The following is a 24,522-nucleotide window of genomic DNA, read 5'->3' on the forward strand; positions in this document are numbered from 1 at the left end:
ACCGGTTGGCTGATGTCTTTTAGCGAGTGCGCCGCCGGGCGATGCGTTTTTGCAACGCTGCCTGCACATCCTTAACTTTCATAATGCCAAGCCCATCAAGAGCCGCAGCATAAATGATGGCCCCAAGGACGACCAGCGCACCCATGGCAGCAACACGTAAAATTCCGTGTTGGTACAGAACGTGGGGGCGAGAATTTTTTGGCCAGCTGCGACCCAAAGCCCCATAATGATAGAGGCCGCGAGAATGCGTGGCACGCGCTTCTTGAGTGCTTGATCAGGCTGCAACACGCCGCGTTTGTGGAGTAGTGTAGCTAGACAAATGACGTTTATGATGGCTGCCAATGTGCTGGCGAGGGGCGGGCCAAGGTACCCAAGCGGATGAAACAGCGCGAGGTTGAGCCCAAGGTTTAGCGCAAGCGTCGCAAAGCCAATGCGTACGGGCGTTTTTGTATCCCCGTATGCAAAAAAGCCGGGGGATAAGACTTTAATCAAAATGAAAGCTGGAAGCCCGGCCGCAAAAGCGCGCAGACATTCCGCTGCCAAAAGTGCATCTGGTGTAGAAAAATGACCATAAGCAAAAAGCCCGGTCATCAGCAGTGGGGCTAAAGCGATAAGACCTGCCGTGGCGGGCAGGGTGAGCAGGAGCGCATAATCAAGTGCGCGGTTTAAGCTGGCCCGGGCGTTGTCTGTGTCGTTGGTTGCGACGTGCCGGGACAAAACCGGCATGAGGGTGGTCGCAGCGGCAGCCCCAAGGACACCAAGAGGAAGCTGGTTCAGACGGTCAGCTGCATTGAGGATGGATACTCCGCCAACCGGTAGTTTTGTGGCAATTATTGTGTCCACGGTCAGGTTGATCTGTGTGATGCCTGAACCTAAAAGGCCCGGGCCCATACGACGCAGCATCATGCGCATATCAGGCGAAAGGGTCGGCCGAACGAGCAAGGGCAGAAGGCCTGCGCGTTTTGTGGCCCAAAGCAGTGCCGTAAATTGCACCACGCCTGATAGTGTTACGCCCCATGCAGACGCGAACACTACATCATGCCAGCCCCAATACCCGATATAGGTGGCAGCAATGCCGATGACGTTAAAAGCCAGATAAGCGGCGGATGCCGCGCTGTAATACCCGCGTCCGTTAAGTATTCCGGCTACAAGTGCAGCTGCGCAAATGAGGACCATATACGGGAATGTAATACGCGTTAGCGCGACCGCTAATGCAAAGCGGCTTCCGTCCGGGCTGAAGTCTGATGTCAGCCAGATAACAACGGGTGTAAAAATCTCGCAGATTACCGTCAGGATAACCAGCCAAGAGACAAGGGCTGAGAGCGCCTGACTGGCGAAAAGAAGGGCTTTATCGTGACCCTCCTGCTCATATTTTGCGGTGAACATCGGCACGAAAGCCGAGTTCAAAGCACCTTCCCCGAAGAGGCGTCGGAACATGTTGGGCAGCCGCAATGCAACGAGATAAGCATCAAGTGCGGGGCCGGCGCCCAAAAAATTGTACAGGAGCTGGTCACGGACAAGGCCGAGAACCCGCGAAAGCATGGTCCAGCCGCCGACAGTCAGGAAATTACGAATCATGGTATCGTCTTTAGCTTAACAAGAAGCCAGACGATACCACTGGAATCGGCCGAGAGGCGTGATTAGTGCAGGCCGTTTTTCTGCCTGTGGATGCGTTGGGGAGCAAGGCGCAGAGAGGAGAGGGCGCCAAGGCTGACGATGAGCAGAGCCACCTGCCCAATGCTCATCAGGCTGGCCCAGAAAGTGCCTGAGACAGATAAAAAGTGATCAACATTTTGAGCGACCACCGGGCAGAGCGCGCCAAGGGCTGCAACGATGAGTAGTGGCAGAAGAGGTTTGAGCGGAGAACTCTGCGAAGAGGTGGTCATGGGGTCGCTCCATGTCATGCAACTGTCATGAAGCTGGCTTAGTTCGATACGATCCGTCAAGGAAAAAGCAGTTTGTGCCGACGAGTCCTCAGCAATCCAAGAGCAGGCGTTGCACAGCGTGCTCAATACGTTTGCCTTCAGGTTTCGTAAGAGAAGTATACCACTTATCAAGATGGCCTTGGCCGTTGATCAGATATTTGTAGAAGTTCCAGCGTGGGGTTGAGAGGAAGCCGCCTTCCTTACGGAGCCATTTGAAAAGAGGGATGGCGTCAGGGCCGCGCACAGAGGCTTTGGCGGCCATCGGAAAGCTAACGCCGTAATTGCGGTGGCAGAACGCACCGATTTCATCTGACGAGCCCGGCTCTTGGTTGCCAAATTCGTTGGATGGAATACCGATAATGGCAAGCCCGTTATCTTTTTCACGGCCATAGACGGACCACAGGTGTTGAAGCCCCTCATATTGAGGGGTGAAGCCGCATTTTGATGCTGTGTTTACGAGTAGGATCGGGCGGCCCTGATAGTCAGAAAAATTTATGGTCTTTCCATCGAGGGACGGTAGGCTGAAGTCATATATGCTTGGCATGTGTTCCCCCGGACTCTTCGAACAGGATTTGTATTTTCGACACAAGATATAAACGACGAAACGTCGTTAGGATATGCCGCTCTCTGCATTAGTCTCCGATGCGTATATTAGTTTCCGCTCTGACAGGCCTTCGTCAATCGCGATTGATGCGATGGAGAAGGGCACGGGTTTATGTGCTGTTATGAATGTCAAACAACCGACCACGGTGCCACCCACTACGCCCCCCGGCCAAGCGGGTACGGGATTATTAAGCCCGCGAAGGCTTTTCGAATCTTGTGCATGGCGTAAGGTGTCGTTCTACCTATTTGAAAAAGTGTATGTTTATGACCTTTCGCCGCCGTGCTTATTCCTCTCTTTTGCTTGGTACTGCCCTTGCTTTAACTCTCGGCAAAGCCGTTGCTGCGCCGTTTGATCCGGCGTCGTTAGGGCCGATTAATCCGGCACGTATGTCAGATGCTATCAAAGTGCTTGCCTCGGATCCTTTTCAAGGTCGTGCGCCGGGGACACCGGGTGAAGCGGTTACGGTAAAATGGCTGATTGAGCAGTACCAGAAAATTGGTTTGGAGCCGGGTGGCGATAATGGAGGCTGGACGCAAACGGTCCCGATGTTGCGTACACGCCCCAACCCTTCCACGGTGGCCACTGTACGCACCGGGGCAAAAACCAGCCAGTTCCATCAGTTGAATGACCTTGTTCTTTCAACGCTTCAGCCGCGTAAGCGGGTGGTAATTGACCACGCACCGCTTGTATTTGTCGGCTACGGCGTATCCGCCCCTGAGCGGAATTGGGATGACTTCAAGGGCGTAGACTTGCATGGGAAAATTGCCGTATTTTTGGTGAACGACCCAGATTTTGAGGCTGCATCCAACGAACCTGTTTCTGGGCGGTTTGGCGGCAAAACAATGACCTATTATGGCCGTTGGACGTATAAATTCGAGGAAGCGGCGCGGCAGGGTGCCCTTGGTGCTCTTATCATTCACGATACGGCTGGTGCATCTTACCCCTGGAGCACGGTGATTGCCCCGAGCGGTGAGGAATATGATATTTTGCGCCCTAATGCGGCGACAGCATCTGTCCCGATGATTGGGTGGATGTCGACACCGACAGCGGAGCGTATTTTTGCGCAAGCTGGACTGGACCTGCCGCATCTAAGGGTCGCAGCACGCTCGCCTGATTTCAAGCCGGTGACGTTGGCTGACACGACGTTCTCGGTCAAAATGTCTGTAAAAGTGGATTACCTGAAGAGCCAAAACGTTATTGGTAAAATCAGTGGCTCCAAATACCCTGATGAGAGTGTTTTGTTCGGCGCGCATTGGGACGCTTTTGGTCAGAGTAAAAACCCGAAAGGTCAGGTTTCCATCCGTCGTGGAGCTATTGATGATGGCTCAGGTATTGCGGCGCTTTTTGAATTGGCGCGGTCTTTCCAATCAGGTCCGAAGCCGTTGCGCACGCTCCGCTTTGCAGCATGGACCGGAGAAGAGCGCGGGCTGCTGGGCTCCAACTGGTATGCGACACACCCTCTAGCACCGCTTGAAAAAACAGCTGCAGATTTAACGATGGATGTATTGCAGATGGCTGGGCCATCTCGGAATGCTTACATTATTGGGGCAGGGCAGGACAGCTTGCAGGACCAGTTTGCCGATGCTGCAAAAGAGCAAGGGCGGACTACAGAGCCTGAATCTATGCCAGAGCGCGGCGCTTTTTATCGTGCCGATCATTTGCCGTTTGCACGGGCAGGAGTGCCGGTCTTGGCCGTAATGGATATGGCGGGTCCGTTTGACTTGTATGAGGGGGGCAAAGAGGCTGGCCTGACATGGCTCAAAAATTACATGCAGTGTTACCATCAGGCGTGTGATGAATGGCGCGCTGATTGGGACCTGCGTGGGGCGGCGCAAGATGTAGAGGCTGTGCGCCGGGTGGGGGCCAAGCTCGCATTTTCCCATGACTGGCCAACATGGAAGCAAGGCTCTGAATTTGCGGCGATACGCCAAAAAAGCAGCGCTGTACGCTCCGAGACGCCCTAATATTTATCCTTTATCTCCGGCCCTCGTGCCTAGCGTGCAGATTAACGCGTGCTGGGGAGGGCCGGAGGTATCGATGTGTGGTGACAGCCGATGCAGTGCCCGAAACGCTGCATAGGTTTTTAGAAAACGTGTATGATTGTTCAGGGCTGGACATATTGCGCGTGTGAGAACAGTTTCGGCCCGTTGTGAACGTAAAAAGGAAGTCCGCCGGTGTTTGAAGCCGCTTTGTTACTTCGCGCTCTGGTGGCGATCGTTATTCTCTTGGCTGTAGGTGTGGCGTGCTCCGCCGACCGGCGTGGGATTGACTGGCGATTTGTTGCCAAGGCCTTTGTAATGCAGGCTTTGATAGGTTTATTAGTGCTGTGGAGCCCCCCCGGTGCGGCTGTGTTGCACCGTCTTTCAGATGCTGTTGAATGGGTGCTCTCATTCGGTGGGCAAGGCAGTGCATTCTTGTTTGGTGGTCTTGTCGGACCGCGCATGAATGATATTTTTGGCGGTGGTGCATTTGTTTTTGCACTGCGTGTCCTGCCACAGATTGTTTATGTTGCTGCTCTGCTGGCCTTACTGGAGCATTACGGTGTCCTGCGCTTTCTGGCGCGGGTTATTGGCGGGATCGTTGCAAAAATTCTGGGCACTACGCCAATGGAAGGTTTTTCAGCTGTCCTGACAATTTTCCTTGGGCAAACGGAAATGCCGGTTGCGTTGCAACACACTTTGGATCGTCTGCCAAAGCGTGTTCTTGCTACAGTGTTATGCAGCGGAACGGCATCTGTTGCGGGGTCGGTCCTTGCGGGCTATGCCTCACTGGGTGTGCCGATGACGAATTTACTCGCGGCTTCCGTTATGGCTATTCCCGGGGGGCTTTTATTCTCCCGGATTTTGTTCCCCGGTGAGCGCGAAGACGCTGCTGCGCTGGAGAATATGTCCAAGCGGCACAACACCGTGTTCGAAGCACTGGCGGACGGTGCGATGAATGGCGCCCGTATTGCTGTGGCTGTCGGTGCTGTCTTGGTCGCATTTGTGGGGTTAATTGCCCTAGTCGATGGCATTTTGGGCAATGCCGGCCTAACACTGACGCGCATACTTGGTGTGTTGCTCTCGCCTGTGGTGTGGCTCATGGGCGTGCCTTGGTCAGAGGCTGTTACGGCTGGCGGGTTATTGGGTCAGAAAATCGTATTTAACGAGTTCGTGGCTTACGCCAGTCTGTCACCGCTCATCCATGGCCATTTGTTATCGTTGCATACGATCACTATTCTATCGTTTGCTTTGTGTGGATTTGCGAACCTATCAACAATCGGAATTTTGATAGGTGCATTTGGCAGCGCCGCCCCTGCACGGCGTGGTGATGTTGCGGCATTGGCTGGGCGTGCCGTCATAGCGGGTACTTTGTCGAACGCTATGAGCGCGGTTATCGCAGGCCTGCTGGTATAAGCGGCTTTTTAAAGGCTCAGCAGAGCCTTCAAGACCTCTTTACCGTGGGTGAATAATGACCATGGCCTGTGTGGTCGTGAGTTCGATGATATTCTCAGGCTTGAGCGCAAAGAAATCCTGAAAGGCTTTGGAAACGCCCGGGATAATCGAATAATCATGTGTCAGGATAACCCCGCCGGAAACCATGCGGGGGTAAAAGAAAGCCAGCGCATCGCGCGTCGCGTCGTGCAAATCAACATCGAGATGCACAAATGAAAACTTGTGCTCTTCGAGCCCTGCGGTGGTGTCTGGAAAGAAGCCTTTGTGGAAGGAGACGCCACCGAAATGGCGTAAAATTTGCTGAACATCGGGGAGGGTGCCGGTGAACTGGCCTTCTTGAAAGACGTTTCGTTCGCCTTCCTCTGTGCCTTCGGGAAGTCCCTCAAACGTATCAAAAAGATGTAAATGTTTTGAGCCTTTAACACCGCAAATCAGTGCGGCGGACGCGCCGCGATAAACGCCGAACTCCGCGAAATCTCCGGGTAGGGTAGTTTGTCCTTGTGCGATCTCGTGCAGGGTAAAAGCTTCATCCGTGCTGAGCAGGGAGTGCGCGGCTTTAGATGCGGCGGCTAGGCGTCTCAGCGTTTTAGGCGATTTATGGCCTTTGAGCAGCGCCATTTGCAGCCGATTTTGGAGGCCGAAGGTAAGGGCGCGCGCCACACGGTTACCGCCGAGAAAGCGCCGCATTTTCTCGTTTCTCATCCACATGTATAAAATACCCTCGGCGCAATTGTGAATTACTGTGTCTTAGGCAGCTTATTCAATGGTGGGGGGCGGTCTAGTAGCAAGCTGCGGGCTTGGTCGGGCGTGATTTCGCCTGCGAGGAGCTGGGCAACAGTATCGATAATTGGCGTTGCTACCCCAAGTTTTGCAGCATGGTCACGTAGGGTCGGTGCTGTCAGTACGCCTTCTGCAACGGTCGTACGGGCCGCTAGGATGCGGGACAGTTTAAAGCCTGTGCCCAGTTCCAAGCCGAGCGAATAGTTACGTGAACCGCGTCCCGTGCAGGTTAGGATGAGGTCGCCCATACCCGATAGGCCGGTTAATGTCGCGGCTCTGCCCCCCATTGCTTCCGCAAGGCGTCCAATTTCCACAACTGCTCGCGTTATGAGTGCCGCGCGCGCATTTTCACCTAAACCTGCGCCAATAGTTATGCCAGCGCCAATGGCGATGACGTTTTTGGTGGCGCCCGCTAATTGGACGCCCGTGACGTCATCACTGGCGTAAAGGCGGAATGTTGGTGTGCTAAGTAAGGCGACGAGGTTCTGCGCGAGGGTAAGATCAGCACTGGCCAAAGTTGCGGCTGCGGGCAAGTCCTGCGCGACTTCAATGGCAAAATTTGGCCCAGAAAGAACGCCAGCTGGGCGGCCGGGCATTGTTTGCGCCAGTACATCCAAGGGCAGGAGTCCAGTCGTGGCTTCCATTCCTTTGCAGCAGGTAATGACCGGTACACCGGGCTCTAAAACGGCTTCAAGCCGTTCAGAGATATGTCGGCTGGATTGCACCGGGGTAACCAGCAGCACGACATCTGCTGAGCGGGGCAACTCGTTCGTCAGGGTGATCGTATCGGGGACTGTGATGTCCGGCAGGCGCGGGAGGTTTCTGGTGCCTTGGGGGACAGGGCCACGCATCCAAAGTGTGACATCTGCATCATTGCGGGCCGCCGCACAGGCGAGCGCGATACCCCATGCCCCAGCACCGACGACGGCGACATGAGGGCGGGTTTGCGTTGCTGGATGTGCGGTCATGATTATTCCTCTGTCAGCCGTTCAATGCGGATTTCAATGGCTGTATCATCTTCGGTTGTAAGATGCTGAGCCAAGGCATCAAGGATGGTGCGCGCTTCTTCCGCAAACCCGTATGGCGCATTTGCCACGAGTATACCACAGCCATTGAGGCGGGAAGGGTCCAGAGGGGGGCGTAGCAAAAACTCGTATGCCACGAGATCGGCGATGCCAGCGTCACGGAGGGTGTTGTAGAATGCATGGATAGGGGTGCGGTGTTTGATGGGATACCAAACAGCGACAATTCCGGCACGGAAATGCGTGCGTGTGTAAGCGATGGCGTCAGCGCAGCGTTGAAAGTCATCCGGTTTTTCAAAAGGTGGATCGATAAGCACGAGGCCGCGGCGAAGGTTTTTTGGGGGAAGGAGTGCGCGGAGCGCTTCGTAGCCATCACGGTGGTGAACCGAGACATTTTCCATGCCACGAAAGCGGCGGCGTAGGGGAACAACGTCTTCAGGGTGGAGTTCACAGGCTATGAGCTGATCTTGGGGGCGGATAACACGCTGTGCGAATGCAGGAGAGCCGGGGTAAAGGCCAAGCGCTTCAACGGCTTCCAAATATTCTTTAAGGGCGGGTATATTTTTGCCCTGTAAGCGGCCGATACCATCGTGCCATTCGCCAGTTTTTCCAGCTTCTAGGCCGTGCAAATCGTAATGTCCCAGACCGGCATGTGTATCAAGCACACAAAAGCCAGTTGCTTTTTTGCACAAGGCACGCAGCAGTGCCAGCAACAGTGCGTGCTTTACGCAGTCAGCGAAATTTCCAGCATGGTAGGCGTGTCGATAATTCACGGCGTGCTCAGTACTTTGAGAAAATATTTTAACGGGATCAAGCGGCGGAAGATGCACGCTCTGATAGCGGCCAACGGGGGCGCGCGGCGAGATCAATGTCATGGGGGTTTTCACCCGCATTGATGCGTTCCAGTGCTGCCCATCCCACCATGACGGCATTATCAGTGCAAAGGCGCAGGGGGGGAGCAAGGAAAGGGAGCGCATGCTCAGCCGCAATATCCTCAAGCGTGCGGCGGAGGCGCTTGTTCGCTGCTACACCACCAGCCACAACGATTGCCGTCGCTTCTGGCAGGAGGCGAATAGCGTGTTGGGTACGATCGGCCATAACGTCGGCAACGGCTCTTTGGAAGCTCGCGGCAATATCTGCGGCAACCTGCCGGGGTAATGCGGTCTGACCGTAGGGTGTCAGCAGGCGGCTCACAGCTGTTTTCAACCCGGAGAATGAGAAGTCACAACCTTCCCGGCCTAAGAGAGGGCGCGGTAAGGAATACGCATTTTCATCGCCTTCAAGGGCAAGGCGCTCAAGGGCAGGGCCACCGGGCCAGCCAAGGCCAAGCATCTTAGCCACCTTATCAAAGGCTTCCCCCGCTGCATCGTCGATGGTGCCACCCAGCTTTTCGTAATGGCCAACGGCACGTACAGCAACGCATTGGCAATGCCCCCCCGAGACGAGCAGTGTGAGGTAGGGGAAAGCAGGCGGGGTAGGCAAAGAGGGTATACGTGCGGTCAGAACATGCGCTTCGATGTGGTTAATGGCAATGAAAGGCCGGTTCAACGCCATTGCGATGCCTTTGGCATAAGAACTGCCGACTATAAGCCCGCCGATGAGGCCCGGTCCCGTAGATGCGGCAAATGCGCCAATATCCTCTAATTTTAGATTGGCTTTTTGCAGTGTGTTTTCCACGACCCCAGGAAGGGCATCCAGATGCGCACGGGCAGCAATTTCTGGTACTACACCCCAAGGGCGGCATGGTCCGTTTGGGATAAAACGGTTTCTGCAAGAATGCAGCCATCCGGTGACAGAATTGCGCAAGCAGTGTCATCACAGGATGATTCAATAGCCAAAAGTGGCGCTACTAGGGGATATTGATCGGTCATACCTTTTACTATGCTAAATACAGCCATCATGACAGTCTCGTCAGGATCGTTTATGGCTGCTCGACATGAATGTCACGCTCCTTCCTTCTGATGCACTGCTCCGGGTCGCGGCTGAAGCTGCTCGCCGCTCCCATGGCCTTAGTGGATCGTCCCGCCGTACACTTCCTCTTCGTGTGGGCACGCGCATGTCACCCCTTGCGCTTGTACAGACGCGACATTTCTTAAGTCGGCTGAGCCGCTTCTGCCCTGTGTTACGAGATTTGGAGGCATTTCAGGAGCACCAAATCAGTACTGAGGGTGACCGAAATCTTACCCAAAGATTGGCAGAAATTGGCGGTAAGGGTTTGTTTGCAAAGGAAATTCATGAAGCTTTGCAGGCTGGGCAGATCGACTTTGCTGTTCATAGTTTGAAGGACTTGGAGACGCACCTTCCCGATGATCTGGTGCTGGCATGTACCATGACCCGTGAGGATGCCCGTGACGTTATAATCCTGCGTGACCGTTCCATTGTTGTGGATACGAACGATCCTTTTGCAGCCCTGCCAGAAGGAGCAGTTGTAGGGTGTGCTTCGGTTCGTCGGCAGGCACAAATGTTGGCGCGGAGACCAGATCTCCGATTCTGTCTCTTGCGGGGGAACGTACAGACTCGGTTAAAAAAACTGGCTGATGGCGCGTGCGATGCAACGTTATTGGCTCTGGCAGGCCTGCGGCGCCTCGGTTTGGAGGAGCGCGCGGATATTATTCTTGAACCAGAACATATGCTGCCAGCATCTGGACAAGGCATTGTCGGTGTAACGGTACGGCGCAGTGATGTTGAACTGAGGGAACTTCTGGGCGCTATCGAAGACTTGGAAGCGCGCTGGGTTGCTACGGCAGAGCGTGCATTGCTCGATATGCTTGACGGCTCTTGCCGGACGCCGATTGGCGGCTACGCCCAGATAGAGAATGGTGAGCTATATCTGCGCGGTCTCGTCGCAAGTGAGGATGGTACTTTCATCTTGAAGCGGGAACTGCGGGGCAACCCGCGTGAAGCCGCAGCGATTGGGCGCGAAGTTGGCGCTATGCTGCGTCGTGACACTCCAGACGATATTTTTGCTGACATCACGCGCGAGTAGCTGTGTCTGCCATGGTGCGAGATGCTGTCATTGTCACAAGGCCTGAGCCCGGCCTGACGACGACGTCTCTGGCCGTGACAGCGCATGGCTGGCGCGCGGTGGCGTGCCCAATGCTTGCTATTGAAAGCTTGGGTGCATTGCCAGTGGAGCGCGTAGAGGCGTTGCTCGTCACAAGTGGTCAGGCTCTGCCCGCACTTAAGGCATGGCCGCGTGAGCAAAAAATCATAGCAGTTGGAGAGAAGACGGCTGCGCGAGCGCAAAAAATGGGCTTCTTACATGTCGAAGCTGCGGAGGGAGACGCCGTTGCCTTGGAGCGGTACTGTCGTGAGCGTCACATCGTGGGGGCCGATGTTCTTCTTGTGACAGGCCGTAATTACGGACATGAATTAGCACAAGGTTTGGGTGCAAGGCGCGCTGAAGTTTATGCGGCTTTACCTGAAGCGTTGCTAACGCATGGGGCCAGAGTGGCACTGCAAAATGATTGCTTGCACGCTGTCATGTTTTATTCGGGACGGACGGTTGATGCTTTTCACTCAGCTTTGAGCAAGGAGGAAAAGCACTGCTTTAAAGCTGTCCGGGCTTTGTGTCTGTCGGAGGCGATTGCAGCACGTTTAGACGAAAAAATGTGGGGTGACGTGTTGTGCGGAGACCCGCTCACCCTGTTGGGTGAGGGGCCTATGTTGCGCGGAGGATAATCCCCCGCGCAAGGTCTTAGGCTTCGCCAGCTGGCTCTGGGAACTGCTGAGCGCGCTTTGCTTGCCACAGAGCAACGAAGTCAATTGGCTGCAGAACGACAGGTGGGAAGCCACCATCACGCGTGACATCACTGATAATGCCGCGAGCATATGGGAAGATCAGGCGTGGTACTTCGACCAGCAGGATCGGCTCGATCATTTCTTGTGGCGCGTTGCCCAGTGTGACGATTGCAGCGTAGGTGAGTTCAGCAATGAACACAGTACGGCCTGCTTTGTCGCCTTCCTTCTCAGGGGCTTCAGATGCTTCTGCACGGACAGCGAGAGCAACTTCAAATACGGGTTGCTCTTCTTCCAGGCGGTTGACTTGCACGTCAATGTTGACACCGATCTGGGGTGCGCTGCGCAAAGAAGCAAAAATGGAAGCGCCAGCAGGTACTTCGAAAGACAGGTCTTTCGTGTATTGCAGGTTTACGGCCAAAGGCAGTTGTGCTGGTGCACCTTCGGCATTTGGGGTGTTGGCAGTCGAATTTTCGGACATAAATGATCTCCGGCGTTGCTAAATGAGCAGCAAGCTATGAAATATTGCGACCCCATGGCGGTAGCATGATGTTTCGTTGCCGCCAACCCGTTCTAAGAAACCTTCTCAGTCCTCTGACAAATGGTTGAGTTGTGCGCGTTCCCAACCTATCTAGAAGAGAATTGGTCTTAACCCTGTTTAGTTATGAAGCTTAACCTTACATGTCCTCTGACGCTTTCCACTTACCAGCCTTTTTAACAAGCCAGACCGCCAGCGTTTTCCCTTGGGATGTCGTTGTGCTGGCTATTATCGCCGCGGCACTTGGCTTCCGGCTGTACCGCATTCTTGGGCGGCGCGTGGGTGTGCAGGGCGTCAAACAAACAGTGCCACGGTCAGCAGCGCCGGTCGGGAACACAGGCCGCACCATGCCCCCGCCATTGCCGGAAGGTGCGGGTGCAGCAAGCGGTGCGGAACCGCCTCCTGCCCGCCATGAAATTCCGGCACCTGCCACGCGGGTAGGTGGAGTTTTAATCGATATCGTTAAAGTAAGGTCTGGCTTTAACCCGCAGGACTTCCTGAAGGGGGTCGAGACGGCGTTCCGCCAAATTGTTACGGCATTCGCAAACGGGGACCGCGCCGTCCTCACCGGGGCAATGACGGAGAACGCTGCTCAAGCCTATCTCTCGGCAATTGATGCGCGCGAAGCTGCGGGCGAGAAACAGCGCAGCGATATCAGGGGCGTCGAAAAGGTTGCTCTCCTCAATGCCGAAGTTGTGAATGAAAATGAGCGTTCAGTTGCGCGTATTGAGGTGGAAATCGTCTCCCGGCAGGTTAGCTTGCTCACGAACTCTGAAGGCCATCCTGTCATCGGTACAGAAGCTGTGACAGAATTCAACGATCTATGGGTTTTCGAGACGGTTTTGGGAACGGATGACACACGTTGGCGCTTGGCTTCATCGCGTCCCGCATGATGTATGCCGCATGATGCGGACATCAGGGAAAGTCTACTTCAGGCTGAGTTTGCTGGGCGGCATCATCTTGATTGCTTCCCAGTCGGGGCAGCCGCCAAGTCCCCGCACGCTATGCGGTATGCGGCACTGTCTGGGTGGCGCGCAGAAAATATAGCAGTCCTTTTGCCGCTGCTGCGCGCCCAGTGTAAGCGCATGGGCCAACTGCCGCCGGAAACTCTGCTAGGTGGCAGTGATGTGCTTCCATCGGGGCGGTACGCAGGGGAGTGGAGTGCATCCTGCACGGCTCTACAAAGCCTCACAAGCTTTGACGCTCTTAAAGGACGACGCTTTATCGAGAAGTGGTTTCGCCCTTACCTGTTGACGGATAGCGCGGAAATTACAGGGTATTATCAACCTGTTTTCCAAGCCTCACTCACGCGCGGTGGTGCGTACAAAGTGCCTCTTTATGCGCGGCCAGCTGATCTGACCACGACAACGGATAGTAAAGGGCAGCAGCAATCCGGGCGCTGGGTAAAGGGTGTTTTTGAGCCGTATCTGGACCGTGCACACATAGATCACGGCGCTTTAGCCGGTCAGGGTTTGGAAATTGCTTGGCTTAAAAGCTCCGTGGATCGGTTCTTTTTGCAAATTCAAGGGTCAGGTATTCTGCAACTGCCAGATGGCCGGCGTGTCGCGGTTGCCTATGATGGACGCAACGGCCAGCCATATGTGCCACTCGGGCGTGAGATGGTGCGGGATGGTTTGTTGAACACGGGTTCAGTCAGCATGGACAGTATCCGTGCATGGCTTGAAGCGCATCCGTCAGACGCCCAGCCGTACATGGAGCGCAACCCAAATTATGTTTTTTTCCGTCTGGAAGGGGCTGCAAGTGCTTTCGGCCCGAAGGGCGCGCTTGGTGTTCCGCTGATGCCGTGGCGTTCAGTCGCTGTAGACCGGACGACTTTGCCGTTGGGGTTACCTTTGTGGGTTCAAACAAGTTTGCCGCTGCAAAATGGCTCAACTGAGCACTGGCAGCATATGGTTTTGGCGCAGGATGTCGGGACTGACATCCGTGGCGTTGGACGATTGGATCTTTTTACAGGCTCAGGTGAGCAATCGGCCTATGTTGCGGGCCATATGCATGCTTCTGGGCGCATTATAATGCTGTTGCCTCGTTCGGAGAATGTGATAGGCGCGGCTCAATGATTAGAAGCCGACGAGAAAAATTAGGTGAGCATACCCTTATTCGCGGGGACTGCACGACGGTCCTGCGCCGTATGCCAGCGCAAAGCGTCGATGTTATTGTAACATCTCCGCCCTATAATCTGGGGATTGAATATAGAAGCTATCAGGATCGCCTTCCTGAAGAATGTTATTTGGAGTGGATGGAGGAAGTCTGCGCGAGTTTGAAGCGGGTTCTTAAGGATGGCGGTTCTTTCTTTTTGAACATGTCCGGGTCGTCTTCTCAGCCATGGCTGCCGTTTGAGTTGTTGGTGCGGCTACGCAAGTTGTTTGTGTTGCAAAATCACATCACCTGGATCAAATCCGTCTCAGTAGGTGAGAAGACCCACGGGCACTTTAAGCCGCTCAATTCACATCGTTTCGTGAACCGCAACCACGAGCATGTATTTCATTTGACAAAGACGGGCGATGTCCCTGTTTCCCGCTTGGCGGCGGGGGTGCCGTTTACGGATAAGAGTAATATTAATCGTCGTAGGCACGCAGTAGACCGTCGTTGCCGTGGCGATACGTGGTTCATTCCGTATGAAACGGTACGTAGTCAGAAGGAAAAGTTTAGTCACCCGGGAACATTCCCAGTCGCATTACCAGAGGCATGCTTGCGTTTACATGGCGCAGTGGAAGGCGATGTCTTGCTAGACCCCTTTATGGGGGTAGGGACTAGTCTTATTGCGGCTGAACGTCAGGGTTTGAATGGTATCGGTATTGATATGGATACACGATACGTGAACCGCGCACGGAAGCGGTTGCGGACCTTTTTAGACCATGGCTCCATTGACGATACGATAGCGGAACTGAGCGAAGAAGATCACGTTTGATAGGTTGAGCTTGTCTTTGTAACAAGTTCAATTGTTTAGACAATCCAAAGAGCGTTGACCATTTTCCGCCGATCAATCGTTACATGGAGTTAATGCAGTGCGGCAGAGCACAATTGTACGAGGTATAGCAGCCCTCGCAGCCCTAGGTGTTGCCACATGGGGTGGGACCGTTACGTATCTTGAACATTTTGATCATGCTGGTGCTCCTAAAATACCGGCCAATAGTCCGTCACTGCACGACCCAGTATCCATGGCAGCTTTTGCGGCTTTTCAAGAAGTGCGCTGTGACTATTGCCACACTAAAGATGCTGATCTGCCGTTCTATTTTAAACTGCCTCTCGCCAACCAGATCATGAGCCATGACCTCACGGAAGGGCGGATGCATTTTAATTTCGCTCCCGTTATTGAAGCCTTCCAGCAAGGCACACCGCCGACTGTTGAGCAGCTATCACGTATTGAGGAAGTCATTTCTCAAAACCGTATGCCACCTGCCATGTATCTTACAATGCATCCACATGCTTATTTGAATGAAAAGCAGCGGGGCGAAATACTGGCATGGGTACGTGAACAGCGCGCGCGTTTTTATGCGAGTGCTGACGTTGCGCCAGCGTTTAAGGGTGAAGTTGTCCAGCCAATCCCGCAAGTTGTAGCGGTTGACTGGAAGAAGGCGGCGCTTGGGCGGACGTTATATTTCGATAAGCATTTGTCGGGCGATGGAACGCTGAATTGTGCGAGTTGCCACGGTTTGGACAAGGGGGGCGTTGATAACCTTGTCACATCTACCGGAATCAACGGTCAAAGCGGGCCGATAAATGCGCCGTCAGTCTACAACTCGACCTTTAATATGGCACAGTTCTGGGATGGGCGCGCGAAGGATCTAGCGGCTCAAGCCGCAGGTCCAGTGACGAACCCTAAAGAAATGGGCGCACATAACTGGGATGAAGCTGCCGCTCGTGTACGTGATGAACCCGGAATGCCTGAATTGTTTGAGGCTATTTATGGGCCGAACAGCGTAAACAAAGACACCGTAACAGATGCGATCGCTGAATATGAGAAAACGCTCATCACGCCGGATAGCCGTTTTGACCAGTATTTAAAGGGCGATACGAAAGCCATTTCAGCGCAGGAAAAGCGCGGCTATGAACGCTTTAAAGAAATTGGTTGCTCTGGTTGCCATAGTGGCGTGGCCATGGGCGGGGATGCTTATGAGGTTATGGGGCTTGAAGGGCCGTATTTCACGGACCGCAAAACGGACCTCACCGATGCTGATAATGGGCGTATTGGTGTCACGAGAAACCCGAATGACGCTCATCGCTTTAAGGTCCCGAACTTACGTAACGTGGCTCTGACCGGCCCGTGGTTCCATGACGGTTCAGCCAAGACGCTTGAAGATGCTGTACGTATGATGGCCAAATATCAGACGCCATATGGCAATATCTCTGATCAGGACGTCAATGATATTACGGCGTTCCTCAAAACTCTGACGGGTAAGTACCAAGGCGTACCTGTAGACCGCATTGAGGCACAGCCGGAATTAAAGCCTGCTGGTCAAGCTGAGCATTAAAACCTAGTATTTTCGAACAATGCTGAAAGCGGCTTCGGGAGATGTTCCCGGAGCCCTTTTTGTATTCCAAACATTATTTGCTTTATGTTTGGCCGCTCGCAAAGTAGTCGTGCTTGGGGCGTTACGTTGTTCGCGCGGTAATCGGTTGAGGGTTGGAACGCTATGGCAAAGCGCCGGAATGTACAGGAGGAGGAGGCAGCGCTGTGGCGCTTGGTCGTGCGCGACGTGGTCCCTCTACATTCCAGTGCCTCGCAACCGGATGAAATTCCCCCAGAGGGGGAAGAAAAACCTGTCCAGGCCGAGGTGCTTCCAAAAGCAGTCTCGAAACCACCAAAACCAGTCCAGTCTCGCAGGTCAGCAGTGCGACGCGGAAAGCCTGTGAGCACGGACGCGCTCCCAGAAAGACGTATCACCCCCTCAGTGCCAATGAGTGATGGCGGAGAAGTGTATAGGGTTGATGCGCCGGAGCAGAGTTTTGCTGAAATGATGGCTCGTACGACGCGGCGTTTGTCTCAAAGGAGGGCAACTCGCGTCATTACCCCGAAAGTTGGGGTAAGGGGACCGGGTTTGGACGATACAAGTTGGAGGCGCCTGACAAAAGGAACGCTGAAGGTAGACGCGAAGCTCGATTTACATGGCTATATTGTTCAAGATGCGTTTGAACGCTTGCTGGATTTTTTACAACGTGCCCGCAGTCAGAACCTGAAATGCATTGAAGTCGTTACTGGTTTGGGAAGCGGCGACAATAGCGGGGCTATACGCAGGGAGTTACCGCTCTGGTTGCAGCGGGCGGATATACGCGGCGCAATATTGGCGGTGGTTCACACTCACAAAGCAAACCAAGGTGCCGTAAGAATATTGTTAAAAACGCGCCGTTAGAAAAGGCGCGTTTCTTGCCCCAAGCGCCAGCGCGGCGTGTTTAGTGCAATCCAGCGCCGTAGAGCCAATTGTGCCTCAGCCGAGGGGCGGATGCGCGAAAAGAATGGTGCAGCATTCTCGCCTGTGGCCAAGGAAAAGTAGTACGTTTCGGCCCAGTGTCGGACGTCTTCGTTCTCGGCTGCTGCTGAACAAGCGTTTTTCCAGCGTTCTACAAGAGGTGGCGGTGTTAACATTGGGAGTGCAACGGCAAAAGGCGTGCATATTCCGGCTGAAGCGGCTTGCCACGCCGCGAAAAGTGGGCCTTCGGGCGGACGGCGGCGCAATTGCTCGCAGACCTCAAGGAAGTTGGGAATATCGTTAAGGGGCGTGCCCGATAAATCCCCGGTATGATAAAGGGGGGCAACACCCGGCGGCAGAGATTTAAGCGTGTCTAAAAGCGGAGGGCTGCCGCGTGTTGGCATAATATGAACGGCATCGACGAGGCCGTTGCTCAGGGCATTCAGAGCTTCTTGTGACGTCGCAAAGCCGGGCACTGGCGTTGGATGTAAATCAAGGAGAGAAAGGCCTAGAAGCGCGCTGAGTTCGCTCCCTGTTGGGTGGGACACTGCGAGCCTGACTGAGTGGCCACGGAAAAAATTTCTCAGTCTGTGGGCAAAATTGAGATGGGTGTCGGCGCGGGTTACAACGACGGAAACGGTATGTGCGACTAGTAGCGGTATCCAGCGCGTGAAGTCGTAATGCGTGCGTGGGTCGCCCGTTTGTGCAGCGATAAACGCGTTACCCGGTACAACGATGGCCGTTTGGCCATCTGCTGCGATGCTATTGTCAAATTCGTTGGCGACTTTAACGCCATCCAGGCCGACATCAGGTGTTAATTGTATGGGCGTTGTGAGCCCAAGGCCACGGGTTAGGGGGGCTGATGCCAACTCACTAAACTGGCCGGGAATTGATCTTAACGTTCCACCCATTAGCAATTGCGCGCTGGAGAGTGGGGGTGTCGCCGCATGTAAGAGTTTTGGACTGCAAGCAAGCCCTGTGAGGGCGGATGCAATCAAGCTGCGGCGTGAGAGCGCTTTATGGCCCAAATGATGCGTCAGCATGTCTAACGATGCGGCGGGTTTTGTCACGGCCAGCGGACTTCCGGTGGCATGCTCATGAGGATTGCTTCGGTGTTCCCGCCAGTTTTGAGGCCAAACAGGGTTCCGCGGTCGTGTAGCAGATTGAATTCTACATAGCGGCCACGGCGGATAAGCTGTGCCTCGCGGTCTTCTTCTGACCAGCGGGTATTCATGCGGCGCCGTACAAGGGCGGGATAAGCGTCGTGAAAAGCCATCCCCACATCTTGGGTGAAGCGAAAGTCTGCGTCCAGATTATTTGTATTGTGCTGGTCGTAGAAAATACCGCCTAAACCGCGTGGTTCATCGCGATGGGGGAGGTGGAAGTAACGATCACACCATTCTTTAAAGCGCGGGTAGTATTCCGGGTCGTGCTTATCGCACGCAGCTTGGAACATCTCATGGAAGTAATCTGCATCACTTCGTGCTTCTGCACTTTGCGGGAACATGGGCGTAATATCGCCACCACCGCCAAACCAGCCTTTTGTTGTGACAATCATGCGGGTGTTGAAATGTGCAGCACTGACATGTGGGTTGCAGGGGTGTGCTACTAGTGAAATGCCAGTGGCAAAAAAGCGTGGATCTTCTGCTGCGCCGGGAATGTTTTTCCGGAACTCGGGGGAGAACTCACCCCAGACCGTTGAGACATTCACACCGACTTTTTCAAAAACGCGGCCGCGCATGACAGACATAACGCCGCCGCCGCCGTCTTCACGCGTCCATGCTGTGCGGGTGAAGCGTCCTGGTGTGTGAGCGTCTTTGAGGACTTGGGTGTTGCCTGCCAAGGCTTCGTCTTCGATGGTTTCAAAGGCGGTGCAGATACGGTCTCGTAGTGTTTCGAACCATGTGCGGGCAGTTTGCTTAAGGGCGTCATGTGGGACACCGGCGCGCTGTATTTGGCTGAAATCGGCGGTAATCTGATCCATATTCTGTTTCCCTATCCCGTGGGATGACATGGCCTTGACCCGAGACGTCCTAGCAGAATGAACGGGCGACGAATAGCGTGCGCTTTGCCGGTTGATGCAGTGAGTGTATGCTCTGTCTACGGCAAAAGCATGGCGCTGGTAATGCCAACATGCTGTTAACTCTCTTATCGGTGCTTGATGAAGATCAATCAAGGGTTGCGGAAAGATTGATGTCGTGGTCCTGAGCGATAAGAAGACTATGTTTGAAGGAATAAGGGATGTCTGAAGTCCAGCCGGTAATCGGCGTTATTGGTGGTTCGGGTCTGTACGATATCGACGGATTGGAAAACAAAGAATGGCGCCGCGTTGAAAGCCCATGGGGTGAGACGTCGGATGAGTTGCTGTTTGGTACACTTGATGGTGTGCAGTGCGTTTTTCTGCCGCGTCACGGTAGGGGGCACCCTATCCCGCCGTCTCGCCTGAATTTTCGTGCGAATATTGACGCCTTAAAGCGCGCAGGCGTGACCGATATTTTGTCACTCTCAGCAGTCGGGTCTTTGAAAGAGGAGTTGGCGCCGGGACGTTTCGTGTTGGTTGATCAGTTTATTGATCGTAGCTTTGCACGCGAGAAGAGCTTTTTCGAGACTGGCTGTGTTGCACATGTAGGCATGGCTGATCCCGTGTCGCACCGCTTGCTTGATGCGCTGGAGAAGGCTGCAACAGATCTTGCCATTCCTGTGACACGGGGCGGGACTTACATTGTCATGGAAGGTCCGCAATTCTCTACGCGTGCTGAGAGTGAGTTGTACCGCTCTTGGGGTTGTTCGGTCGTTGGTATGACGAATATGCCGGAAGCGAAGCTGGCGCGTGAAGCAGAGATGAATTACGCGACGGTTGCAATGGTGACCGACTTTGATTGCTGGCACGATGACCATGACAGCGTCACTGTTGAAGCTGTTGTAAAAGTTATGCAGGGTAATGCGACAAATGCGCGCCGCTTGGTCAAAGCGGTTATTCCTGAATTGGGCAAAGCCCGTCCGGTCGATATGACGGCTGAGCGTGCGCTTGATTTTGCTCTCATCACGGCACCTGAAAAGCGGGACCCTGAGTTGGTGGCAAAACTGGACGCTGTCGCTGGGCGAGTGCTTAAAAAGTAATACGAATATTGGGGCAGTTAAGCACTGCCCCAATACGATGTGGAATTTTAGAACTCTTGCTTTGTCGGGCGTAAAACAATTTCGTTAATGTCAACGTCGTCAGGCTGAGCAATAGCGTAAGCGATGGCACGCGCTACTGAGTCTGACGGAATAGCGACTTGGTAGAAAGCCTCAACGTTTTTACGGCTTTCGGCGTCGCCGCTGCCCGCTTTGAGTTCGGAATCGATTGCGCCGGGTTCAATCGATGTGACGCGGAAAGCGCCGCCGGATTCTTGACGAAGACCATCACTGATGGCCCGGACCGCATATTTGGTGCCTGAATAAACCGTGCCGCCTGGTGCGAACACCTTAATGCCCGCGACGGAGGATAGGTTGATGATGTGGCCGCTCTGTTGCTTGGTGAAGATCGGCAATGCTGCCGCAATGCCGTACAGAACGCCCTTGATATTGATGTCAATCATACGGTCCCACTCGTCGACCAAGACGTTGGTCATGGGAGCGATGGCCATGAGGCCTGCGTTGTTGATAATGACGTCAAGTTTTCCGAAATCTGCGACGACGCCGTCGACCGTTGTTTGAACCGCCTCGCGGCTTGTAACGTCCAATGTGTAAGCGCGCGCCTCAAAACCTTTTCCAGTCAGGTCACTGACGATAGCGTCAAGCTTGTCGCGGCGGCGTGCGGCGAGGGCAACACGTGCGCCGAGCTGGGCGAGGTGGCGGGCTGTCGCTTCGCCAAGGCCGCTGCTGCCGCCAGTGATGAGCACAACTTTTCCGGCAATATTATCCATGGTGAGTACGCTCTTTCTGGTAAAGATAGTGAATGCTTCCGCTGCACAGATGGTGTTTGCTATGCAAGCTTGCAAGTTGAACGCATTAGCTAAATTGGATTGGCGCGATGAATAATGTGGTTAATTTGCGCAGGGAGCGCAAAAAGCGCTTACGTGAAGAAGATGTGAAAAAAGCAGAGCAAAATCGTATATTTCACGGTAGAACTTTGAGCGAAAAACGCCTGTCTTCCTTAGAAAAAGAGCGCTTCGAAAAAATTCTGGACGGGAAAAAGCGCAATGACTCCGAGAGTGACGCACCTTGACTTTTTAGGGGGTGAGAACTACTTGTTTGGCACTCCTTTAAAGGGAGTGCTAACGGCGCTGCTATTATTGAGCGCTTAACCTGTCACGTCGCTTCTTTTTTAGGGCGTGGCTTAAACTGGAGAGATCCATGACGACATTTCGTCCCCTGCACGACCGTGTTGTGGTTCGTCGCCTGACCAGCGCAGAAAAGACTGTTGGCGGCATCATCATCCCAGACACAGCACAAGACAAGCCGACCGAAGGTGAAGTTATTTCTGTTGGTCCGGGTGCGCGCAATGAGCAAGGCCAGATCGTTGCTCTTGACGTTAAGGCTGGCGACAAGGTTCTGTTCGGCAAGTGGTCCGGCACAGAGGTTAAGATCAACGGCGAAGACCTGCTGATCATGAAAGAAAGCGACATCATGGGTGTGATCGGCTGATTGCCGTCCCCGTTCCTTTCTTAAACAAAACCTCAAATTGGAGTAAGATTCATGGCTGCTAAGGACGTAAAGTTCGGCTCCGACGCTCGTGACCGCATGCTGCGCGGCGTTGATATCCTCGCAAACGCCGTCAAGGTAACGCTGGGCCCAAAAGGCCGCAACGTAGTTCTCGATAAGAGCTTCGGCGCGCCACGCATCACCAAGGACGGTGTATCCGTTGCGAAAGAAATCGAACTGGCTGACAAGTTCGAGAACATGGGCGCTCAGATGGTGCGCGAAGTCGCATCTAAGACGAACGACAAGGCTGGTGACGGCACGACGACGTCTACGGTTCTGGCGCAGGCAATCATCCGTGAGGGCGTGAAGGCTGTTGCAGCTGGCATGAACCCGATGGACCTGAAGCGCGGCATCGACAAGGCTGTTGCAGTTGTTGTTGAAGAGCTGCAAAGCAACACGCGCAAGATGACCTCTCCTGAGGAAATCGCACAGGTTGGCACGATTTCGGCTAATGGTGAGACAGAAGTCGGTGAGATGATTTCTTCTGCAATGCAGAAGGTTGGCTCCGAAGGTGTCATCACAGTTGAAGAAGCGAAGGGCCTGCACACAGAACTCGACGTTGTTGAGGGTATGCAGTTCGACCGCGGCTACATCTCCCCTTACTTCGTGACGAATTCAGAGAAGATGACGGCTGATCTGGATGAGCCTTTCATCCTGATCCACGAAAAGAAGCTGTCTTCTCTGCAGCCAATGCTGCCGCTGCTGGAAAGCGTTGTTCAGTCCGGTCGTCCGCTGATGATCATCGCTGAAGACGTCGATGGCGAAGCACTGGCAACGCTGGTTGTTAACAAGCTGCGTGGCGGCCTGAAAATTGCTGCTGTTAAGGCTCCTGGCTTCGGTGACCGTCGTAAGGCGATGCTTGAAGACATCGCGATCCTGACGGGCGGCCAAGTTATCTCTGAAGATATCGGCATCAAGCTGGAATCTGTTACCCTCGACATGCTGGGCCGCGCTAAGAAGGTTCACATCGAGAAGGAAAACACCACGATCGTTGAAGGCGTTGGCGCTGCTGACGACATCAAGGGCCGTTGCAACCAGATCCGCGCACAGATCGAAGAAACCACTTCGGACTATGACCGTGAAAAGCTGCAAGAGCGTCTTGCTAAGCTGGCTGGTGGCGTTGCCGTTATCCGCGTCGGTGGCAGCACCGAGGTTGAGGTGAAGGAGCGCAAGGACCGCGTGGACGACGCACTGCACGCAACACGCGCTGCTGTTGAAGAAGGTATCGTCCCAGGTGGTGGTACGGCTCTGGCACGTGCATCTCTGGCTCTTAAGGGTCTCGAGTTCGCGAATGACGACCAGCGCATCGGTGCTGAAATCGTCCGTCGCGCATTGCAGGCTCCTCTGCGCCAGATCGCAGAAAACGCTGGTGAAGACGGTGCAGTCATTGCTGGTAAGGTGCTTGAGAACTCAACGTACCACTTCGGCTTTGACGCGCAGAAAGGCGAGTACAAGGACCTTGTTGCTACGGGTATTATCGACCCAACAAAGGTTGTCCGTACAGCTCTTGAAGCCGCAGCATCTGTCGGTGGCTTGTTGATCACGACGGAAGCAATGGTCGCTGAACGCCCAGAGAAGAAAGCTCCTGCTGCTCCTGGCGGCATGGGTGGCATGGGCGATATGGATTTCTAATCCATTAGCTTCTGGCTCCCTTTGTGCGGAGCCAAGCCATTTAAGATGTTTGCGAAACCGCTCCATGGGCTTCCCATGGGGCGGTTTTGTTTTGTGGGGTGTGCTGTGAATTATCAGTTTTTTCTAAAAGCGGTGGTTTCTGGCTTGTTGATCGCTGGAGCCTCTGGTTTGGCAAAGCGTTATCCCGGGATCGGCGCGATGGTAGCTTCTCTGCCGCTGGTGTCAGTTATGGGTATGATCTGGCTGTGGTTGGAAAAGCCTGATCCAGAAAATATGGCGGCCCATGCCAGCGCGACGTTCTGGTACGTTATTCCATCGCTACCGATGTTTTTATTGGTACCGCTTTTGCTGCGTTCAGGCGTAGGTTTTTGGCTGTCGCTACTCTTGGGATGTGTGTTGACTGTTGTGCTTTACACGGGGGTGACATGGTTGGGGCCGCGCTTTGGTTTGCGGCTCTGAAATGTCTCTAGAAGTGTTTGGATTTGAATGAGACAATCGATGGTTATTTTTTCAGAATGTTAAGCCGCACTGACCGGATCATGTGAGCGATTGCGCGATCTGTAGTGTTTCAGGTGGTTGGGAGCTGTGAAATACCTCCGTATTGCTTGTTGAATGTAATTTTCGACAATCGAGACATTGTGCCTCGCAGTGGTATTTAATGCGAGCTGTGTATTTTTGAGATTATAAAGTCTATTTTATAATATCTTATATATCATGATCAATATTTAACGTAA

General features: G+C 54.0%; 23 protein-coding genes and 2 pseudogenes. 14 read left to right on the plus strand and 11 right to left on the minus strand.

From position 1 onward, the window contains the following. Positions 1 to 19: 19 nt before the first annotated feature. The 3 genes and pseudogenes from murJ to D5366_RS07885 all read right to left on the minus strand — a co-directional run bounded on the left by murJ (position 20) and on the right by D5366_RS07885 (position 2,469). A pseudogene (murJ, locus tag D5366_RS07875) lies at positions 20 to 1,578 on the minus strand (murein biosynthesis integral membrane protein MurJ). 62 nt (positions 1,579 to 1,640) lie between these two features. Further along, the gene (locus D5366_RS07880) at positions 1,641 to 1,886 is read right to left on the minus strand and encodes a hypothetical protein (protein ID WP_141493009.1); all 246 of its coding nucleotides are present in this window, start codon (positions 1,884 to 1,886) and stop codon (positions 1,641 to 1,643) included. 88 nt (positions 1,887 to 1,974) lie between these two features. Further along, a complete protein-coding gene (locus tag D5366_RS07885) occupies positions 1,975 to 2,469 on the minus strand; it encodes a glutathione peroxidase (RefSeq protein WP_141493010.1) in 495 nt (164 codons plus the stop codon). A gap of 323 nt (positions 2,470 to 2,792) precedes the next feature. On the opposite strand from D5366_RS07885, the gene D5366_RS07890 reads away from it, so the two are divergent. Together D5366_RS07890 and D5366_RS07895 are read left to right on the plus strand one after the other, a co-directional pair. Further along, positions 2,793 to 4,493 carry a M28 family metallopeptidase gene (locus D5366_RS07890; RefSeq protein ID WP_141493902.1) on the plus strand — a complete coding sequence of 567 codons (1,701 nt, stop codon included), beginning with the start codon at positions 2,793 to 2,795 and terminating at the stop codon, positions 4,491 to 4,493. A gap of 210 nt (positions 4,494 to 4,703) precedes the next feature. Beyond that, positions 4,704 to 5,924 (plus strand): NupC/NupG family nucleoside CNT transporter, encoded by a 1,221-nt coding sequence (locus tag D5366_RS07895; RefSeq protein ID WP_240775216.1) that lies wholly within the window; start codon positions 4,704 to 4,706, stop codon positions 5,922 to 5,924. Positions 5,925 to 5,963: 39 nt separating this feature from the next. Here D5366_RS07895 and D5366_RS07900 read toward each other — a convergent pair whose 3' ends face one another. The 4 genes and pseudogenes from D5366_RS07900 to tsaD form a co-directional block, all read right to left on the minus strand. Continuing rightward, positions 5,964 to 6,650: a TylF/MycF/NovP-related O-methyltransferase gene (locus D5366_RS07900; RefSeq protein WP_170211060.1), complete on the minus strand. Its 687-nt coding sequence runs from the start codon at positions 6,648 to 6,650 to the stop codon at positions 5,964 to 5,966. A gap of 50 nt (positions 6,651 to 6,700) precedes the next feature. Next, positions 6,701 to 7,711, minus strand: coding sequence for an NAD(P)H-dependent glycerol-3-phosphate dehydrogenase (locus D5366_RS07905; protein ID WP_141493012.1), 1,011 nt, complete (start codon positions 7,709 to 7,711; stop codon positions 6,701 to 6,703). Positions 7,712 to 7,713: 2 nt separating this feature from the next. Continuing rightward, positions 7,714 to 8,538 (minus strand): 23S rRNA (adenine(2030)-N(6))-methyltransferase RlmJ, encoded by an 825-nt coding sequence (locus tag D5366_RS07910; RefSeq protein ID WP_141493904.1) that lies wholly within the window; start codon positions 8,536 to 8,538, stop codon positions 7,714 to 7,716. 37 nt (positions 8,539 to 8,575) lie between these two features. Further along, a pseudogene (gene tsaD, locus D5366_RS07915) lies at positions 8,576 to 9,663 on the minus strand (tRNA (adenosine(37)-N6)-threonylcarbamoyltransferase complex transferase subunit TsaD). 38 nt (positions 9,664 to 9,701) lie between these two features. On the opposite strand from tsaD, the gene hemC reads away from it, so the two are divergent. Both hemC and D5366_RS07925 read left to right on the plus strand, forming a co-directional pair. Then, positions 9,702 to 10,751: a hydroxymethylbilane synthase gene (hemC, locus tag D5366_RS07920; RefSeq protein WP_141493013.1), complete on the plus strand. Its 1,050-nt coding sequence runs from the start codon at positions 9,702 to 9,704 to the stop codon at positions 10,749 to 10,751. An 11-nt stretch (positions 10,752 to 10,762) separates the two neighbouring features. Continuing rightward, a complete protein-coding gene (locus tag D5366_RS07925) occupies positions 10,763 to 11,446 on the plus strand; it encodes a uroporphyrinogen-III synthase (RefSeq protein WP_141493905.1) in 684 nt (227 codons plus the stop codon). Between the two features lie 16 nt (positions 11,447 to 11,462). On the opposite strand, the gene secB is transcribed toward D5366_RS07925, so the two are convergent. Next, complete coding sequence (secB, locus tag D5366_RS07930) at positions 11,463 to 11,984, minus strand: protein-export chaperone SecB (protein WP_141493014.1); 522 nt, start codon at positions 11,982 to 11,984, stop codon at positions 11,463 to 11,465. Positions 11,985 to 12,184: 200 nt separating this feature from the next. Between secB and D5366_RS07935 the strand changes: the two genes are divergently transcribed. The 5 genes from D5366_RS07935 to D5366_RS07955 all read left to right on the plus strand — a co-directional run bounded on the left by D5366_RS07935 (position 12,185) and on the right by D5366_RS07955 (position 17,413). Beyond that, on the plus strand, positions 12,185 to 12,934 hold the full coding sequence (locus tag D5366_RS07935; RefSeq protein ID WP_141493015.1) for a Tim44/TimA family putative adaptor protein: 750 nt from the start codon (positions 12,185 to 12,187) through the stop codon (positions 12,932 to 12,934). 3 nt (positions 12,935 to 12,937) lie between these two features. Further along, complete coding sequence (gene mltA / locus D5366_RS07940; RefSeq protein ID WP_240775217.1) at positions 12,938 to 14,119, plus strand: murein transglycosylase A; 1,182 nt, start codon at positions 12,938 to 12,940, stop codon at positions 14,117 to 14,119. Further along, positions 14,116 to 14,970, plus strand: coding sequence for a DNA-methyltransferase (locus D5366_RS07945; RefSeq protein WP_141493016.1), 855 nt, complete (start codon positions 14,116 to 14,118; stop codon positions 14,968 to 14,970). Before mltA ends, D5366_RS07945 begins: the two co-directional genes overlap by 4 nt. Positions 14,971 to 15,067: 97 nt before the next feature. Continuing rightward, positions 15,068 to 16,534 (plus strand): cytochrome-c peroxidase, encoded by a 1,467-nt coding sequence (locus tag D5366_RS07950; RefSeq protein WP_141493017.1) that lies wholly within the window; start codon positions 15,068 to 15,070, stop codon positions 16,532 to 16,534. Positions 16,535 to 16,696: 162 nt separating this feature from the next. Continuing rightward, positions 16,697 to 17,413, plus strand: coding sequence for a Smr/MutS family protein (locus D5366_RS07955; protein WP_141493018.1), 717 nt, complete (start codon positions 16,697 to 16,699; stop codon positions 17,411 to 17,413). On the opposite strand, the gene D5366_RS07960 is transcribed toward D5366_RS07955, so the two are convergent. Continuing rightward, positions 17,410 to 18,540 (minus strand): hypothetical protein, encoded by a 1,131-nt coding sequence (locus D5366_RS07960; protein WP_240775218.1) that lies wholly within the window; start codon positions 18,538 to 18,540, stop codon positions 17,410 to 17,412. The two genes, D5366_RS07955 and D5366_RS07960, sit on opposite strands and share 4 nt — an antisense overlap. Beyond that, positions 18,537 to 19,454 (minus strand): oxygen-dependent coproporphyrinogen oxidase, encoded by a 918-nt coding sequence (hemF, locus tag D5366_RS07965; RefSeq protein ID WP_141493019.1) that lies wholly within the window; start codon positions 19,452 to 19,454, stop codon positions 18,537 to 18,539. The genes D5366_RS07960 and hemF overlap by 4 nt, the downstream gene beginning before the upstream one ends. A gap of 257 nt (positions 19,455 to 19,711) precedes the next feature. Between hemF and D5366_RS07970 the strand changes: the two genes are divergently transcribed. Then, positions 19,712 to 20,590 carry an S-methyl-5'-thioadenosine phosphorylase gene (locus D5366_RS07970; RefSeq protein ID WP_141493020.1) on the plus strand — a complete coding sequence of 293 codons (879 nt, stop codon included), beginning with the start codon at positions 19,712 to 19,714 and terminating at the stop codon, positions 20,588 to 20,590. Between the two features lie 47 nt (positions 20,591 to 20,637). On the opposite strand, the gene D5366_RS07975 is transcribed toward D5366_RS07970, so the two are convergent. After that, positions 20,638 to 21,378, minus strand: coding sequence for an SDR family oxidoreductase (locus tag D5366_RS07975; protein WP_141493021.1), 741 nt, complete (start codon positions 21,376 to 21,378; stop codon positions 20,638 to 20,640). A 107-nt stretch (positions 21,379 to 21,485) separates the two neighbouring features. Here D5366_RS07975 and D5366_RS07980 point away from each other — a divergent pair, with 107 nt between their 5' ends. The 4 genes from D5366_RS07980 to D5366_RS07995 all read left to right on the plus strand — a co-directional run bounded on the left by D5366_RS07980 (position 21,486) and on the right by D5366_RS07995 (position 24,247). Then, positions 21,486 to 21,680: a DUF4169 family protein gene (locus D5366_RS07980; protein ID WP_141493022.1), complete on the plus strand. Its 195-nt coding sequence runs from the start codon at positions 21,486 to 21,488 to the stop codon at positions 21,678 to 21,680. Between the two features lie 128 nt (positions 21,681 to 21,808). Further along, a complete protein-coding gene (locus tag D5366_RS07985; RefSeq protein WP_141493023.1) occupies positions 21,809 to 22,099 on the plus strand; it encodes a co-chaperone GroES in 291 nt (96 codons plus the stop codon). Positions 22,100 to 22,150: 51 nt separating this feature from the next. Continuing rightward, on the plus strand, positions 22,151 to 23,788 hold the full coding sequence (gene groL / locus D5366_RS07990) for a chaperonin GroEL (protein WP_141493024.1): 1,638 nt from the start codon (positions 22,151 to 22,153) through the stop codon (positions 23,786 to 23,788). 105 nt (positions 23,789 to 23,893) lie between these two features. Further along, on the plus strand, positions 23,894 to 24,247 hold the full coding sequence (locus tag D5366_RS07995; RefSeq protein ID WP_240775219.1) for a DUF3147 family protein: 354 nt from the start codon (positions 23,894 to 23,896) through the stop codon (positions 24,245 to 24,247). Positions 24,248 to 24,522 lie beyond the last annotated feature (275 nt).

It is taken from the genome of Neokomagataea tanensis, assembly GCF_006542335.1.
GTDB classification, from domain to species: domain Bacteria; phylum Pseudomonadota; class Alphaproteobacteria; order Acetobacterales; family Acetobacteraceae; genus Gluconobacter; species Gluconobacter tanensis.

Excerpts from the sequence above, each read along its gene's own strand:
- D5366_RS07880 (WP_141493009.1), bottom strand. The coding sequence starts at position 1,886 with ATGACCACCTCTTCGCAGAGTTCTCCGCTCAAACCTCTTCTGCCACTA.
- D5366_RS07885 (WP_141493010.1), bottom strand. The coding sequence starts at position 2,469 with ATGCCAAGCATATATGACTTCAGCCTACCGTCCCTCGATGGAAAGACC.
- D5366_RS07890 (WP_141493902.1), top strand. The coding sequence starts at position 2,793 with ATGACCTTTCGCCGCCGTGCTTATTCCTCTCTTTTGCTTGGTACTGCC.
- D5366_RS07900 (WP_170211060.1), bottom strand. The coding sequence starts at position 6,650 with ATGCGGCGCTTTCTCGGCGGTAACCGTGTGGCGCGCGCCCTTACCTTC.
- D5366_RS07905 (WP_141493012.1), bottom strand. The coding sequence starts at position 7,711 with ATGACCGCACATCCAGCAACGCAAACCCGCCCTCATGTCGCCGTCGTC.
- hemC (WP_141493013.1), top strand. The coding sequence starts at position 9,702 with ATGAATGTCACGCTCCTTCCTTCTGATGCACTGCTCCGGGTCGCGGCT.
- D5366_RS07925 (WP_141493905.1), top strand. The coding sequence starts at position 10,763 with ATGGTGCGAGATGCTGTCATTGTCACAAGGCCTGAGCCCGGCCTGACG.
- secB (WP_141493014.1), bottom strand. The coding sequence starts at position 11,984 with ATGTCCGAAAATTCGACTGCCAACACCCCAAATGCCGAAGGTGCACCA.
- D5366_RS07935 (WP_141493015.1), top strand. The coding sequence starts at position 12,185 with ATGTCCTCTGACGCTTTCCACTTACCAGCCTTTTTAACAAGCCAGACC.
- mltA (WP_240775217.1), top strand. The coding sequence starts at position 12,938 with ATGCCGCATGATGCGGACATCAGGGAAAGTCTACTTCAGGCTGAGTTT.
- D5366_RS07945 (WP_141493016.1), top strand. The coding sequence starts at position 14,116 with ATGATTAGAAGCCGACGAGAAAAATTAGGTGAGCATACCCTTATTCGC.
- D5366_RS07955 (WP_141493018.1), top strand. The coding sequence starts at position 16,697 with ATGGCAAAGCGCCGGAATGTACAGGAGGAGGAGGCAGCGCTGTGGCGC.
- hemF (WP_141493019.1), bottom strand. The coding sequence starts at position 19,454 with ATGGATCAGATTACCGCCGATTTCAGCCAAATACAGCGCGCCGGTGTC.
- D5366_RS07970 (WP_141493020.1), top strand. The coding sequence starts at position 19,712 with ATGTCTGAAGTCCAGCCGGTAATCGGCGTTATTGGTGGTTCGGGTCTG.
- D5366_RS07975 (WP_141493021.1), bottom strand. The coding sequence starts at position 21,378 with ATGGATAATATTGCCGGAAAAGTTGTGCTCATCACTGGCGGCAGCAGC.
- D5366_RS07980 (WP_141493022.1), top strand. The coding sequence starts at position 21,486 with ATGAATAATGTGGTTAATTTGCGCAGGGAGCGCAAAAAGCGCTTACGT.
- D5366_RS07985 (WP_141493023.1), top strand. The coding sequence starts at position 21,809 with ATGACGACATTTCGTCCCCTGCACGACCGTGTTGTGGTTCGTCGCCTG.
- groL (WP_141493024.1), top strand. The coding sequence starts at position 22,151 with ATGGCTGCTAAGGACGTAAAGTTCGGCTCCGACGCTCGTGACCGCATG.